14 protein-coding genes and 1 pseudogene are annotated in these 14,690 nt (G+C 74.2%); 10 read left to right on the forward strand and 5 right to left on the reverse strand.

Annotation, left to right across the window (positions count from 1 at the left end; translation table 11 throughout):
• Positions 1 to 174: 174 nt before the first annotated feature.
• The gene (locus tag ABZU91_RS25650) at positions 175 to 1,563 is read right to left on the reverse strand and encodes a hypothetical protein (protein ID WP_355245338.1); all 1,389 of its coding nucleotides are present in this window, start codon (positions 1,561 to 1,563) and stop codon (positions 175 to 177) included.
• Positions 1,564 to 1,707: 144 nt separating this feature from the next.
• On the opposite strand from ABZU91_RS25650, the gene ABZU91_RS25655 reads away from it, so the two are divergent.
• The 3 genes from ABZU91_RS25655 to ABZU91_RS25665 all read left to right on the forward strand — a co-directional run bounded on the left by ABZU91_RS25655 (position 1,708) and on the right by ABZU91_RS25665 (position 3,796).
• Positions 1,708 to 2,382: a glycosyltransferase family 2 protein gene (locus ABZU91_RS25655; RefSeq protein ID WP_355245341.1), complete on the forward strand. Its 675-nt coding sequence runs from the start codon at positions 1,708 to 1,710 to the stop codon at positions 2,380 to 2,382.
• Positions 2,379 to 3,059, forward strand: a complete 681-nt coding sequence (locus ABZU91_RS25660; RefSeq protein ID WP_355245344.1) for a DUF2064 domain-containing protein — start codon at positions 2,379 to 2,381, stop codon at positions 3,057 to 3,059. Before ABZU91_RS25655 ends, ABZU91_RS25660 begins: the two co-directional genes overlap by 4 nt.
• 146 nt (positions 3,060 to 3,205) lie before the next feature.
• Positions 3,206 to 3,796, forward strand: coding sequence for a class I SAM-dependent methyltransferase (locus ABZU91_RS25665; RefSeq protein ID WP_355245387.1), 591 nt, complete (start codon positions 3,206 to 3,208; stop codon positions 3,794 to 3,796).
• Positions 3,797 to 3,807: 11 nt separating this feature from the next.
• Here ABZU91_RS25665 and ABZU91_RS25670 read toward each other — a convergent pair whose 3' ends face one another.
• The 3 genes from ABZU91_RS25670 to ABZU91_RS25680 form a co-directional block, all read right to left on the reverse strand.
• Positions 3,808 to 4,821, reverse strand: coding sequence for a HAMP domain-containing sensor histidine kinase (locus ABZU91_RS25670; RefSeq protein ID WP_355245347.1), 1,014 nt, complete (start codon positions 4,819 to 4,821; stop codon positions 3,808 to 3,810).
• The gene (locus ABZU91_RS25675; RefSeq protein ID WP_355245350.1) at positions 4,814 to 5,506 is read right to left on the reverse strand and encodes a response regulator transcription factor; all 693 of its coding nucleotides are present in this window, start codon (positions 5,504 to 5,506) and stop codon (positions 4,814 to 4,816) included. The genes ABZU91_RS25670 and ABZU91_RS25675 overlap by 8 nt, the downstream gene beginning before the upstream one ends.
• Positions 5,507 to 5,605: 99 nt before the next feature.
• Positions 5,606 to 6,307 carry a right-handed parallel beta-helix repeat-containing protein gene (locus ABZU91_RS25680; RefSeq protein WP_355245353.1) on the reverse strand — a complete coding sequence of 234 codons (702 nt, stop codon included), beginning with the start codon at positions 6,305 to 6,307 and terminating at the stop codon, positions 5,606 to 5,608.
• A gap of 256 nt (positions 6,308 to 6,563) precedes the next feature.
• Here ABZU91_RS25680 and ABZU91_RS25685 point away from each other — a divergent pair, with 256 nt between their 5' ends.
• On the forward strand, positions 6,564 to 9,296 hold the full coding sequence (locus ABZU91_RS25685) for an Hsp70 family protein (RefSeq protein ID WP_355245356.1): 2,733 nt from the start codon (positions 6,564 to 6,566) through the stop codon (positions 9,294 to 9,296).
• A 56-nt stretch (positions 9,297 to 9,352) separates the two neighbouring features.
• Complete coding sequence (locus ABZU91_RS25690; protein ID WP_355245359.1) at positions 9,353 to 9,925, forward strand: nucleosidase; 573 nt, start codon at positions 9,353 to 9,355, stop codon at positions 9,923 to 9,925.
• 12 nt (positions 9,926 to 9,937) lie between these two features.
• Here the strand turns inward: ABZU91_RS25690 and ABZU91_RS25695 are convergent, their stop codons facing one another.
• On the reverse strand, positions 9,938 to 11,125 hold the full coding sequence (locus ABZU91_RS25695) for a low temperature requirement protein A (protein WP_355245362.1): 1,188 nt from the start codon (positions 11,123 to 11,125) through the stop codon (positions 9,938 to 9,940).
• Positions 11,126 to 11,295: 170 nt separating this feature from the next.
• Between ABZU91_RS25695 and ABZU91_RS25700 the strand changes: the two genes are divergently transcribed.
• The 5 genes and pseudogenes from ABZU91_RS25700 to ABZU91_RS25720 form a co-directional block, all read left to right on the forward strand.
• Positions 11,296 to 12,147, forward strand: coding sequence for a S1 family peptidase (locus ABZU91_RS25700; RefSeq protein WP_355245365.1), 852 nt, complete (start codon positions 11,296 to 11,298; stop codon positions 12,145 to 12,147).
• Positions 12,148 to 12,241: 94 nt separating this feature from the next.
• The gene (locus ABZU91_RS25705) at positions 12,242 to 13,258 is read left to right on the forward strand and encodes a sugar kinase (protein WP_355245368.1); all 1,017 of its coding nucleotides are present in this window, start codon (positions 12,242 to 12,244) and stop codon (positions 13,256 to 13,258) included.
• A gap of 3 nt (positions 13,259 to 13,261) precedes the next feature.
• On the forward strand, positions 13,262 to 14,005 hold the full coding sequence (locus ABZU91_RS25710) for an IclR family transcriptional regulator (protein WP_355245371.1): 744 nt from the start codon (positions 13,262 to 13,264) through the stop codon (positions 14,003 to 14,005).
• A gap of 41 nt (positions 14,006 to 14,046) precedes the next feature.
• A pseudogene (locus ABZU91_RS25715) lies at positions 14,047 to 14,511 on the forward strand (bifunctional 4-hydroxy-2-oxoglutarate aldolase/2-dehydro-3-deoxy-phosphogluconate aldolase); the annotation flags it as partial.
• Between the two features lie 134 nt (positions 14,512 to 14,645).
• On the forward strand, positions 14,646 to 14,690 hold a 45-nt coding region (locus tag ABZU91_RS25720), incomplete at its 3' end, for a hypothetical protein (protein ID WP_355245390.1).

The raw sequence follows: 14,690 nt of genomic DNA on the forward strand, positions 1-14,690 counted from the left end.
TGCCTGTGAGGCATCAATATGCCTCACAGGCATCACGCTCAACGGAGTGGCAGGGGCCAGCGGCTGTCCGCATTGGCCGTGCCCTGGCCCTGCCCACATGACCGCCGCTCTTCGCGCCTGCGCTCTCGCGCTGCCCGTGCCGTCCGTGCGTTGCCCCGGGCCCGTGCGTCGGTTCTAGGAGACCGTCCAGACCAGGTGGTTGACGGCCAGCGCGGTGAGCGCCTGCGCGGCCAGCCACCAGCGCCGCGAAGTTGCCGGCAGGTGGGCCGTGGACACCAGCAGCCAGACGACGAACGGCAGCCAGATCCGCTCCACCTCCGCCTTGCTCAGCCCGGACAGGTCCGCGCCGAGCACCGCCACCAGGGCCGCCAGCGGTAGCAGCACCGTGGGCCCGGCTGCGCGTACCGCTGCTGCCGCAGGCAAGCCCAGCCGACCGCCGGCCCGCCAGCCGGGCGCGGCCGTCAGCGCGCGGCGCAGCGCCGGCCCCAGGACCGGGCCGGCGCTGAGCAGCAGCGCGGCCAGGTTGGCCCACACCCAGTAGGCGTAGGGGCGGTCGGCGGCCCAGCCCTGGTAGTACCGCTGGACGACGAGGTGGTAGCCGTCCCACCAGGAAAAACCTGCGGCGACGAACACCGCCGTGACGGCCGCGACACCGATGGCGGCGGCGAGCAGCGCGCTCAGACGGTGGGTACGGCGCAGCGCCACCACGGTCAGCGCGAGCACACCGACGAGGAGGAATCCGTACGACAGGTGCAGCGCGAAACCGAGCACCGCGCCACCGGCCAGCGCGGCGACGCGGCCACGGACGGCCAGCAGTGCCAGGCCGGCCGCGACCACGGCGGCGAAGATGCCGTCGGCCGAGGCGCCCACCCAGACCGCCCCGGGCAGCAGCACGAGGAACGGGATCACCGCGCGGGCCGCGTCGGGCGCGCCGAGCGCGCGCAGGGTGACCGGCACCGAGACCGCGATCGTGGCGCCGAGCAGTACGCAGGCCAGCGCGGCGGCCGTGCCTGCGCCCAGACCGACGCGGTCCAACCAGACGAAGACGAGCAACGCGCCCGGCGGGTGACCGGCGGTGTGGGTGGACCACGAGTCGGGTTGGAAGTCCACGATCCGGCTGGTGAAATCGGCCAGCATCGCCGGGATGTCGGTCACCCCGGGGACCTCGTGCAGGTACTCGGCCTGCGGGGTGAGCCGCCGGGTCAGCCCCGCCGACCAGCCGTCCACCAGTGCCAACGACAGCGTCCAGGCCACCGCCGCCAGCCACGCGGCAGCCAACAGGGCACCCCAACGGGCCGTGCGGGCCCACCGCGCGCCCCACCCCACCACCACGACCGCCACCACCAGCGCCGCCGGGCTGCCCCAGCCGACGTGTGGCCGCCACGTCGCGTACAGCGGAGCGGCGTCCGCGTGCAGCCCGGCGTCGTGCGCGTTGAGCAGGGCTCCCACCAGCACGGCGACGCCGAGCAGCGCCGCTTCGATGCCCAGGACCAGGAGGTCCCCGGCGTGGCGGCGAGGTGGGGTCCGCCCGGGGGCGGCGGCGAGAGCGGTGGTCAAGGCCATGACCAACGGACGGTACGGCGGCAGCCCGTCCTCGCGCTCGCCAATCGGCGGCCTGTCACCGGACGGTAAGAAATGCCCGGGTGGTAAGGGTTCGGTAAGCACATTCGGCCTCCGCCGCGAAGGTGCCGTCCTAGCGTCGGCGGTATGCCGACTGAGATCGACGTGGTGCTGCCGTGCCTGGACGAGGCAGCTGCCCTGCCGGGCGTGCTCACCGCGCTGCCGCCCGGCTACCGGGCAATCGTGGTGGACAACGGCTCGCGGGACGGCTCGCCCGAGGTGGCCGTCCGGCACGGCGCCCGGGTGGTGCACGAACCGCGGCGCGGCTACGGCGCGGCGGTGCACGCCGGTCTGGAGGCCGCCGACGCGGAGGTGGTGTGCGTCCTCGACGCCGACGGGTCGTTCGATCCCGCCGAGCTGCCGGCCCTGGTCGCGCCGGTGTCCGCCGGTACGGCCGACCTCAGCGTGGGCCGGCGTCGACCGGTCGGGGCGGGGGTGTGGCCGTGGCACGCCCGCGCCGGCACGGCGCTGGTCGCCGCGCTGCTGCGCCGTCGGGGCGTACCGCTGCGGGACCTCAGCCCCATCCGGGTGGCCCGCCGCCAGGCGCTGCTCGACCTCGGCGTCACCGACCGGGCTTTCGGCTACCCCCTCGAACTGCTGATCCGCGCCGCCGCCGCCGGCTGGCGCATCCACGAGATGGACGTCACCTACGCGCCCCGGGCCGCCGGCACCCGGTCCAAGGTGTCCGGTTCGGTGCGAGGCACCCTGCGCGCCACCCGTGACTTCGCCGGCGTGCTGCGGACCGTGGACGGCCCCCGGTGACCGTTCTGCTGGTGGTCGCCAAGGCGCCGGTCGCCGGGGCGGTGAAGACGCGGCTCTGCCCACCTGTCACGCCCGCCCAGGCGGCCCGGATCGCCGCCGCCGCGCTGCGCGACACCCTCGACGCCGTCCGCGCCACCCCCGGCGTCACTCCCGTCCTGGCCTGGTCGGGTCGTCTGGCCGAAGCCGAGGACGCCGACGCGTTGACCGCCGCGCTGGCCGGCTGGTCGGTGCTGGACCAGCGCGGCGTCGGGCTCGGCGACCGGCTCGCCAACGCGTACGCGGAGGTCGCGGCGGCGTACCCCGGGCAGCCGGTCGTGCAGATCGGCATGGACACCCCGCAGGTGACACCGGCCCGGCTGGCGGCGGCGGTGGCGGGGCTGCGCGCCGCCGACGCGGTGCTCGGCCGGGCGCACGACGGAGGCTGGTGGTCGTTGGGACTGCGCGACCCGAGGCACGCCCGGGTGTTGCGCGACGTGTCCATGTCGACCCCGAACACCGGTCACGACACGTGGGCGGCCCTCACGGGACACGGTCTGCGTACCGCGCCGTTGCCGGTGCTGCGCGACGTCGACGAGTGGCCGGACGCCCTCGCGGTGGCCGTCGAGGTGCCCGAGGGGCGCTTCGCCCGACAGGTCGCGGCGGTCCGCCTCACCCTGCTGCCGGAGGGCCGGCGGTGAACCCCGTCGACACCGCCCCGGTGGACGTCGCGCCGCCCGTACGGTCGCCGTCCGCGCCGCCGACGGCGACCCGAGGGTACGACGAATCGCCGGCGGATCCCTTCGCCACCGCGCTCGCCACCGACCGTCTCACGTCGCGACGGTGGCTGGTGCACGGCGATGGTGTCCGCAGCCGACTTCCCGTGGACCGCTGGCACGGCGCGGCCGAACCGGCGGTCGCCGGTCTCGTCGCCCGCTGTGGCGGCCCGACGCTCGACCTGGGGTGCGGGCCGGGGCGGCTCACCGTCGCGCTCACCCGGGCCGGTCTGACCGCCGTCGGTGTCGACGTCTCCGCGACGGCGGTGCGACTCACGCGCGCCCGTGGCGCGGTGGCGGTGCACGGCGACCTGTTCGGACCGCTGCCGGCCGAGGGCCGGTGGGCACACGTGGTGCTGATCGACGGGAACATCGGCATCGGCGGCGAGCCGGTCGCGCTGCTGCGCCGCTGCCGGGAGCTGCTCGCACCGGGTGGCACGGTCCTGGTCGAGCTGGAGCCGCCCGGCGCGGGCTTGTGGCAGGGCCAGGCCCGGGTGGCCGCCGAGCAGGGGGCCGGACGGGTGCTGCTCGGTCCCGCGTTCCGCTGGGCCCGGCTGGACGCGCACGCGGTGCACCCGGTCGCCGACGCCGCCGCGATGGTGGTGCGGGACGTCTTCCGGCAGGGGCGGCGTTGGTTCGGCGAGCTGCGGGCGAGCCGCTGAGGGCACGGGCGTCAGGCCGTTGGCAGGCGTACCACGAATCGGCAGCCACCGACGACGTTCTGCACGTCCACCCGGCCGCCGTGCGCCTCGACCAGCCCGCGCACGATCGCCAGCCCCAGTCCGCCGGAGCCCTCCCCACCGGCGCGCGGCGTCCGGGCCGGCTCGCCCCGGAACGCCACGTCGAACAGTCGGGGCAGGTCGTCCTCGGGGATGCCGCCGCAGGTGTCCGCGACCGCCAGCCAGGCGGCGTCGCGTTCACACCCGGCGTCCACCCGCACCGTGCCGTCGCTCGGCGTGTAGTGCACGGCGTTGAGCAGCAGGTTTCCCACCACCCGGGCCAGTTCGGGTTCGCTGGCCAGCACCGTGGGCCAACCCGACTCGGCGGCCACCAGGCGGATGCGGCGGGCCTTCGCCAGCGGCGCGGTGCCGGCCAACGCGTCGGAGACCACCTCGCCGAGCGGCACCGCCGACAGGGTCAGGCGCAGCGCCCCGGCGTTGATCCGGGACAGCTCGAACAGGTCGTCGACGAGGCGGGTCATCCGGTCGGTCTGCACTCGGATGCGCCGGTGGTACTCCGCGACCGTCGCCGGGTCGTCGACCACCCGGTCCTCCAGCGCCTCGGCCATCGCGCGCAGGCCGGCCAGCGGTGTGCGCAGGTCGTGCGACACCCAGGCCACCAGGTCCCGGCGGCCCTTCTCGACCCGGCGTTCCCGCTCGCGGGCCTGGGCCGCCCACACCGCGGCCGCCGCCAGCCGACGCCCGAAGTACCAGCCCACCCCCAGGCTCACGACCGCCGCCGCGGCGACCGTGAGCAGGACGACCTGGAGGTCGTGGGGGGACAGGAACATCGCCTGGGCGACGACCACCACCCCCGCCACCACGGCGACCACGGTGATGGTGAGCAGGACGCACACGTGCACGGTGATCGACCGGTGTCGTAGCAGCCGCAGGGTCAGCGCGCCGAGCAGGCCCACGCCGAGCGCGGCCGCGAGCGCCGCCGCGAAGATCAGCGCCAGGTCACGCATCGGTCGGCTCGTACCGGTAGCCGACGCCCCAGACCGTGACGATCCGTCGCGGCTCGGCCGGGTCGTCCTCGATTTTCTCCCGCAGTCGCCGGACGTGCACCGTCACCGTGGACTGGTCGCCGAAGTTCCAGCCCCACACGCGTTCCAGCAGCTCGGCGCGCTTGAACGCCCGCGTCGGATGCCGCATCAGGTGCGTCAGCAGGTCGAACTCGCGCAGCGTCAGGGCCAGCTCCCTGCCGTGCAGCCGGGCGATCCGCGGCCCGGTGTCCACCTCCAACCCCGCGTCGGTGAGCAGCTCGGCCGCCGGCGCGGCCGGCTCGCCGACCCGGCGCAGCACCGAACCGACCCGCAGCACCAGCTCGCGCGGCGAGAACGGCTTGCCCAGGTAGTCGTCGGCGCCCAGTTGCAGCCCGAGCACGCGGTCCGCCTCGTCGCCGCGGGCGGTCAGCATGATGATGGGTACGCCGTCCGGCCGCTCCCGCAGTCGCCGACACACCTGCAACCCGTCCAGCCCCGGAAGCATCAGGTCCAGGACGACCAGGTGCGGCGGCCGGTCCTGGACGGCCTCGAGCGCGGCCAGACCGTCACCGACGTGGCTCACCTCGTACCCGGCGTGTTCCAGGTAGCGGCAGACCACGTCACTGACGGTCCGGTCGTCGTCGACCACGAGCACCCGCTGCGCCACCGGCCACCTCCCCGCAGCCAGCCTAGCCAGCACGGATGCGAACGGCGATTGCCCAGATCTTGCGGTTTGCTTACCGCCGAGGCCGGGGTTCGACGGCGCTCAACCCTTGGTGTTGCCACCCTTGTTGGTGATGCTCGCCGTCGTGCAGTTGCTCCAGCTCAGGTTTGTGCCGCTGCCCTTGCCGCCCCAGCGGATCAGCTTTATCGACTTGCCCGAGTAGGCGGTCCCGTACCTGTTGTTCTTGAAGGTGCTTCCCCGACTGCACACCTTCTCGCCCTTTGCCGGGTCGCTCCACTCGCTGAAGACGGCGTAGGTGCCGGACTTGACGAAGGTGTTGCCGCTGACCGTGGTGTTGTTGCTGCCGTTGCGGATTCGTACCGGGTCACCCGTGATGGAGGAGAACGTGTTGCCGGTGATGCGGCTGCCCGTGGTGTTGACGAGGTAGATCCCGTGCATGTTCCCCTTGTTGCTCAGACGGGAGAAGACATTGTTCTTGATCACGATGCCGGACGAGTTCTTGACGTGGACGCCCGCGAAGCCCTTGGGCCCGCTGAGCCTGGTGAACGTGTTGCCGCTGATCGTGACCTTCGAGACGTTCGTGAGCAGAATCGCGTTCTGATGGTTGGAGAAGGTCCGGCCGCTGATGGTGAAGTTGCCTGGACCGCCGTTGATGCAGAGCTGGTAGTCGCCCGTGGGGCAGGTGACCTGCCCGGGGTATGTCGGGGCGGCCGCCGCCGTGCCAGCCACCAGGGTGCTGGCTGTCGCGGCGAGGGTCAGTGCGACGAGTAGACGCTTCAGCACGAGATCCGTCCTCGATGTGGGGAGCGGGTGCGATCGTCGCGTGTCTTGCTCGTGCCGGCGCGATCGCTGGACACCGCTCAGTTTTTGCGAGCCCGATCGTCGCGACAACGGCGGCGCACGTTCGGGACCGTCCCGAACGTGACGGACGCCCGTCCACCCGCCACCGATCGCAGGCTGACCGACCGCTCAGGCCGCCGGCGTGGGCTGCGTACCATGCGGGGCTGGGTTTCCCGTGTCCCGGCGGAGGTAGCGGCAGATGGCAGGCCAGCACGAGGGTTTCGCCCTCGGTGTCGACCTCGGCACGTCCAACACGGTCGCCGTGCTGCGGTGGCCGGACGGCCGGACGCGTGCGTTGCTGATGGACGGTCAGCCGGTCAGCCCGTCCGCCGTGTACGCCGACCCGGACGGCACCCTGCACGTCGGGTGGGACGCCCGACGGCTGGCGCAGGCCGACCCGGCCCGGTTCGAGGCGAACCCGAAGCGACGGGTGGACGAGGCGGGCGTACGGCTGGGCGACCGCGTGTACCTTCCGGCGGAGCTGCTCGCCGCGGTGCTGGCCGCCGTCGGGCGGGCCGCCGTGGACACCGTCGGCTTCCTGCCTCCGGCCGTGCTGACGTGCCCGGCGGCGTGGGACGAGGCCCGTCGGCAGGTGCTCGCCGACGCGTTGCTGCGGGCGGGCTGGCCGCAGGCGGCCGAGCACACCCTCGCCGGGCCGACGCCGCCGGGCACCCGGCTGCTGCGCGAGCCGGTGGCCGCCGCCCGCTACTACGCGCAGGTGCTGCACCGGCCGGTGCCGGTCGGCGGCGCGCTGGCGGTTTTCGACTTCGGCGGTGGGACGCTCGACGTCGCGGTGCTGCGCAACGAGGGCGCCGACCCGTGGGGCGACTCGGGCTTCCGCGTGGTCGCCGACGGCGGGCTACCCGACCTGGGCGGTCTCGACCTGGACGCGGCGCTGGTGGGGCGGGTCGGCGAGCTGCTCGGCGAGCGGCACGCCCGACGGTGGGCCCGGCTGGTCCGGCCGGCGGACCCGGCGCAGCGCCGCGACCAGGTCCGGCTGTGGGACGAGGTACGCGGCGCGAAGGAGACGCTGTCCCGTTCGACGGTGGCCCCGGTCGCGGTGCCGGGGGTGGCCGAGGCGGTGCGGTTGACCCGGGAGGACGTCGAGCGGGTGCTCACGCCGCTGCTGCGTCGGGCGGTGGAGCGGGCCCGGGAGGTCATCGCCGCCGCCGGCCTACGCCCCGACCAGCTCGCCGGCCTGTTCCTGGTGGGCGGCTCGTCGCGGATTCCCCTGGTCGGGCGGATGCTGCACGCCGAGCTGGGCGTCGCCCCGACGGTCCTGGACCAGCCGGAACTGCCGGTCGCCGAGGGTGCGCTGACGGACCTTCCACTGCGCCGGGCGTTGCCGGCGTACGCGGGTCGGCAGGCCGCCGCGCCCGCACTACCCGTACCGCCCCCGGCCGGGCCACCCGCGCCGGCTGTCGCGGGCCCCTCCGCGCCGGCTGCGGCGACCGTGCCGTCGCAACCCGCGCCGACGGCGGGCGGTCCGGAATGGCCGCCGGCGACCGTGCCGGAGCCGCCGGCCCTCGCGAGCACCCCGGTCGGCACGCCGACACCCACCCCACCCGGCGGTACGACCTGGCGGCGGACCAGCTGGGTGGTGCTCGGCGCGGTGCTCGCCCTGGCCGGGGTGGCGACCGCGGCGACGCTCTACCTCCTCCGTGACCGCTACCCGGACCTGGAGTTCGGGCCGCTGCGCGAGGTGTCCAGGCCGTCCGCCGGTGTCGAGCGGCCGACCGACATGTGGACGGCGGTGCTCGGCGACCGGGCCTACCTCGGGTTCGGGCTTCCCGACGACCGGCTGGAGGTGGTGGCCGTCGACACCGGTACCGGCGACGAGCTGTGGCGCAGGCAGACCGACGTCACGTCCGACGACTGGGCCGGCCTGGTCGCCGTACCGGGGGCGGTCGCGGTCCTCGCCGACGCGCCTGGCGACAGCACCCCACGCGAACTGGCCGTCCTGGACGGTCGCTCGGGCGCGCAGCGCTGGCACCGGTCGGTCCGCGGCGACGACGACGTCTACTTCTCCGACGACACCGCCGTCCTGGTGGACCGGGCCGCCGGGCGGCTGGTCGGCCTGAAGCTGGCCGACGGCACCGACAGGTGGAGCAGGCCCAACCCGCGTGACGAGTACGGCGGTGTGCGTACCGTCGTCCGGCCGGTGGACACCGACGCGGCGGCGGGCGGGCCGGCCTTCCTCGACGGCGCTGCCCGCGACCCGTGGACGGGCAAGGGCCGGCGACTCGTGCAGCTCGGGGCGGACCGGTCGGCGCGGCTGCTCGACATGGGCTCCGGCGACGTGCTGCGCGAGTGGGGCAACGTCGCCGACCTCGACGACCTGGTGGTGGCGTACGAGGATCGGCTCTACGTGACCCCCACCGACGGCGGGTACCAACTGCTGGCGTACGACCTGACGTCCGACGCCGCGCCGGTGGTCCTGTACCGGGCCGGGAACGTGGAGTACCGGCCGAAGGCGCTTGTCGCCTGCGGCGAGCGGCGGGCGTGTCTGGTGCAGGTGCGCAACGGCGACGCCGAGCGCACCGAGGTGGTGGCGGCGACCGAGGGCAAGGCCCCGGTGTCCTGGTCGGCGCCGGGCGTGACCGGCCTGGTGGCGGTCGGTGAGCAGGTGCTCGCCCAGCGGGAGTACCCGAAGCCGACGGTCAGCCTCTTCGGTCCCGCCGGCACGGCGGTGCTGGCGGGACGTCCCGGCGTGGCGGCCCGGCTGGACGGCGGCAACCTCCTCGTCTTCGCCGAGCCGACCAGCACGGTGGCGGACAGCCGCAGCGTCGCCGGGGTGTGGGCGGAGTCGGGCGAGGTCGACGAGCTGGGTCAGCTCGTCGACGTACGCAGCGCGTCCTGCTCGTGGAACACCCGCGTCATCGCCTGCGGGGCGGACCGGGACTTCGTGCTGTACCGGTTCGCCGACGACTGAGCGGCCGGGCCGTCGGCTGTCGGGTGGCCGCCGGCCGCCGCCCGTAGGATGCTGCGGTGATTCTCCGAGGTGTGGTCCGCGCCGATCGTCCGCTGGTGGTGCTCGCCGTCGGTGAGGAGGCCCGCTACCTGCCGGACGAGCTGCCGGTGCTGCTCACCGGCATGGGCAAGGTCAACGCCGCCAGCGCGGTCGCGGCGGTGCTGGCCGCCGGGCCGCGCCCCAGCCTGCTGCTCAACCTGGGCACGGCCGGCGCGCTGCGCCCCGGCTGGACGGGCATCCACGAAGTCGCCACGGTGCTCCAGCACGACCTGGACACCGCCCTGCTGCGCACCCTCACCGGTCAGACCTACGGCGCGCCGCTCTCGCTGGCCGCCGAGGGCGCGGTGCTGGCCACCGGTGACACGTTCGTGGCGGACGACGACGCGCGGGACCGGCTGGCGCAGCGCGCCGACCTGGTGGACATGGAGGGGTACGCGGTGGCCTGGGCCGCCGCGCAGGCGGGCGTGCCGTGCCGGCTGGTCAAGCAGGTCAGCGACGAGGCGGGGGAGGGCGCGGCCCGAACCTGGCGGGAGTCGGTCGACGACTGCGCCCGGGATCTCGCCGAGTGGGTCGGTCGACACCTCGCCTGACCGGTCGAGGGGTCAGCCGGTCAGCCCTCGCGGGCGGAGCCCTCGCGTGGTCTCCCGGCCGCCGGCCCCGGGGATGAGGACGTGCCCGGCGAGCGCGAGGGCCACGATCGCGGTGACCGCCACCGGTGGCCAGCCACCGGCCCAGGGCAGTAGCAGCAGAGGCAGTGACTGCAATGCCACTCGTCGCCACGGCACGTGGGCGGACACCAGGTAGGCGAACAGCGCACGGCCGATCACGAACACCAGTGGCCCGCCGATGATCAGCATCAGCCACCGCGCCGGGGTCGTTCCGGTCGGATGGTTGACGACCAGGTCGAAGGAGGCCGCCGTGACGGCCACGCCGACCAGCAACACCACATGGGTGTACGGAGCGATCCGGGTGGACCGGCCGGGCGCCGAGGACTCCGCCGTCTCGAGCAACTCGCCGGCCCGGAAGACGTACACCTGCCAGAGCAGCAGCATGATGGCGAACGCACAGAGCAGCGCGGCGATCCTGGCGCTGTCGAACTCGCTGCGGCTGAGTTCCAGGGTGGGCACCAGGATGATGTCGCCGAGGGCCAGGATGGTGAACTGTTGGTACCGCTCGCCGAGGTGCGCGGTGGTCCGGTCGTACTGGTCGAGAGGCACCCGGCCGAGCCACGGTGTCGGATAGCGCGCCGCCGCGGAGAGCAGGTCGATGGCGATCGCCGTGGTCCAGATCCACCACCGATCGCCATCGACGAGTGACCCGACGATCCAGAGGACGCCGGACACCAGGAACCAGAACAGGAACCGGGTGGCGCGGGCCATCGCCGCGCGATGCCGCAGCCGGTGCAACGCGCTGACCAGGATGATGCCGCGCGTCACGTGGGTGCCGACGTAGGCGAGTGCGAAGGCCAGCGACTCACCTCTGGTGATCATCGGCAGCGATGCCGCCATCCCGACCGACCCGACCATGGCGATCATCAGGATGGCCTGGATCGGGCGCTGCTGCGGGTCGTAGAACTCGGTCGTGGTGGTGGTGACCGACCACGTCCACCAGATCGCGGTCAACATCAGCGCGACCGACGCGCTCTCGGCCCAGGACCGCTGGTCGGCGAGCAGAGTCGAGGTCTGCGCGAGCGCGGCCACGAAGACCACGTCGAAGAGCAGTTCGAGCAGCGTCGCCCGGGTCGACCCGTCCGGCCGGCGTACCAGCGCCGCGGTGCCTCCGGTGGTCATGCCCGGCCTCCCGCCGTGTCCTGGAGATTATCGGCGGCGGCCGCGCGGTCCGTCCCCGGATCGGCGATTCCCGCGGAGCGGGGAAGAGGGCGATCGGAGGTTGCCACGGCGCTGCGCCCCGGGCGACGCTTGTCGACATCCATCGATCTCGATCTCTGTCGGAGGTTCGGATGCGCCGTTCCCCGCTCGTCGTCCTCGTCCTGACCGCCCTGCTGCTCGTCGCGCCGGGCGCGGCGCAGGCCGCCCTCCCCGACCGTGCCGGGTCCGATCCGGTCGGCGTCCTGTCCGGGGTACGCACGCCGGGCACCGCCTGGGGGCTCGACCCGGCCAGTGGCCGGATGATCGTCACCGTCGACGACACGGTGGCGCCCACCGACGTGGCGAGGCTGCGGACGGTGGCCGACCGCGCCGGCGCGTTGCTGCGCCGGGAGCCCGGCACGCTGCGCACCCTGATCGCCGCCGGTCAGGGCATCTACGGTGGCGGCGGCCGCTGCTCACTCGGCGCGAACGCGCGCAGCGGCAGCACCTACTACGTGATCACCGCGGGCCACTGCACCACCACCGCGGCCACCTGGTACACCGACAGCGCGCAGACGACAGTCCTGGGTACCCGGACCGCCACCAACTACCCGGGCGACGACTACGGCCTGATCCGCTACACCGGCCGGATCGCCCACCCGAGCGCCGTCTACACCTACCCCGGGCTGCTCACCATCAACGGCCCCGGCACCGCGTACGTCGGTCAGGCGGTGTGCCGCAGTGGCGTCACGACCGGGGTTCGCTGCGGCACCGTCACCGGTCTCAACCAGACCGTCAACTACGCCACCGGGGTGATCTACGGGCTGATCCGCACCAACATCTGCGCCGAGCCGGGGGACAGTGGCGGGCCGCTGTACGTGGCGTCCACCGGCACCATCCTCGGCATCCTCTCCGGGGGCAGCGGCAACTGCACCTCCGGCGGCACCACCTACTACCAGCCGATCGCGGAGGTGCTGGCCGCGTACGGACTGACCCTGCCCTGATCGCCGTTGCGCTCTCCGCAACGGGTTGCTCGCGTGGCACAACGCGCCTAGGCTCGGCGGGACCCCGGACCCCTCACCGAGGACGTGCGCCGCGATGCCGAGCGAACCCCGACCCGACCGCGCGGCCACCTCGGCCGGTCCACCGCCGGCCGAGGTGGTCACGGTGGGGGAGACGATGGTGATGCTCTGCCCACCCGTGGGTGAGCGGCTGGAGCACGCCGAGCGGGTCGACCTCTCGGTCGGCGGCGCGGAGTCCAACGTGGCCGGCTACCTGGCGCGGCTCGGCCACCGGGTGACCTGGGTGAGCCGCGTCGGCGACGACCCCTTCGGCCGGGCGGTCGTCCGGCACGTCGCCGACGCCGGTGTCGACGTCGACCTCGTGACGGTGGACCCGAGCGCCCCCACCGGCCTGTACGTCAAGGACCCCGGCCCCTCGTCCACCGCCGTGCACTACTACCGGGCCGGCTCGGCCGCGTCCCGGATGGACTCCGGCGCGTTGGCCGACCCGCGGCTGGCCGGCGCGCGGGTGCTGCACCTGTCCGGCATCACCCCGGCGCTCTCGGCCTCCTGCCGGGCGTTGGTCGAGCAGGCGGTGACCGACCGGCCGCTGACGGGCGCGCTGGTCAGCTTCGACATCAACCACCGGGCCCGGCTCTGGCCCGCCGAACGGGCCGCGCCCGTGCTGCGCGACCTCGCCGACCGCAGCGACGTCGTGTTCGTCGGGCAGGACGAGGCGTACGCCCTCTGGGGGGCCACCGACCCGGCGGCGGTACGCCGACTGCTGCCCGGTCCGCAGACGGTGATCGTCAAGGACGGTGCGGTCGACGCCACCGCCCTGCTCCGGGACGCCGAGCCGGTCGTCGTCCCGGCTCCCCGTGTCTCCGTCGTGGAGCCGGTCGGGGCCGGTGACGCGTTCGCCGCCGGCTACCTGGCCGGGTTGCTGCGTGACCTCGACCCGACACGACGGCTGCGCCTCGGTCACCTCGTCGCCGCGCAGGCGCTGGGCAGCACCGGCGACAGCGCGCCGCTGCCGCCGCCGTCGTGGTTCGACCGGCTGCTCGACGGCTCCTGGTCGCCGCCCGACCTGACCGGCGTACGGGTCGAGGGCTGAGCGGTGTCCGAGGGCGTCGACCGGGCCATGCGCGTGCTCGAATTCCTGGCGCGCGAACCGGCGCAGCTCGGCGGGGTGGCCGCCCACCTGGGCGTGCACAAGTCCACCGCGCTGCGGCTGTTGCAGACCCTCGAGGCGGGCGGTTTCGCACGCCGTACCGACGGCGGCTGGACGGTGGGCCTGCGGCTGATCGACCTCGCCCAGCAGGCACTGGACTCCCTGGACGTCCGCGCGGTGGCCCGTGGGCACCTGGCGGCGCTGGGCCGCGACTGCGGGCACACCATCCACCTGGCACAGATGGTCGACGACGACCTCGTCTACGTCGACAAGATCGAGGCGCGGGGTCAGGTACGCATGTACTCCCGGATCGGCCGTACCGCGCCCCTGCACGCCAGCGGCGTGGGCAAGGTGGTGCTCGCGTACAGCCCGCCGTCACGGTTGGCGCACCTGGTCGAGGGGGTCACGCTGCCCGCGTACACCCGGGCCACCATCTGCGACCCGGCAGCTCTGCGCGCGGAGCTGACGGCCATCGTCGAGCGGGGCTGGGCCGCCGACGACGGCGAGTTCGTACCGCTGATCACCTGTGTGGCCGCGCCCGTCCGGCAGGCCGACGGCGCGGTCACGGCCGCGGTCTCGGTGACCGCGCCGACCGTGGTGGCCACCCTCGCCGACCTGCGCGCCGTGCTACCCCGACTGCTGGACACCACCCGGCAGATCTCCCGCGACCTCGGATGGAGTGGACCATGACCACAACGGACTTCGCGCACATCTTCGGCAGCGCCCGGGTGATGGCGATCCTGCGCGGCCTGCCGGTCGCCGAGACCGTCCGGCTCGCGGAGCGCGCCTGGGACCTGGGCATCGACGTCGTGGAGGTGCCGGTCGCCACCGCCGACGCGGTGCCCGCCCTGCGCGCCGCCGTCGAGGCGGGCGCGGCGCGCGGCCGGATCGTCGGGGCCGGCACGGTGCTCGACGCCGACACGGTCGCGGCGGCGGCCGACGCGGGCGCCGCTTTCACCGTCGCGCCCGGTCTGGACCTCGCGGTCGCCGACGACGCCGCCGCGCTCGGCCTGCCGCACCTGCCCGGCGTGGCCACCCCCACCGAGGCGCAGCAGGCCCTGCGGCACGGCCTCACGTGGCTCAAGGCGTTCCCCGCGATCTCCCTCGGGCCGGCCTGGTTCAAGGCCATCGCCGGCCCTCTGCCGCAGCTCCGCTTCGTCGCCACGGGTGGCCTCGACGCGACGAACGCCGAGGCCTTCCTCGACGCGGGCGTACGGGTGGTCGCGGTCGGCTCAGCCCTGACCGACCCCACCCAGCTCAACCACCTGGCCAAGCTGACAACCCAGACAAGGAGTCGGCGCAGGGCGGGTCCGGTCCGCACGGCCTCATCGTGGGCGCGACCGGTTCCGGTAAGAGCGAGCTGCTGCGCACCCTG

Source organism: Micromonospora sp. NPDC005174, from assembly GCF_040608495.1.
Classification (GTDB): Bacteria; Actinomycetota; Actinomycetes; order Mycobacteriales; family Micromonosporaceae; genus Micromonospora.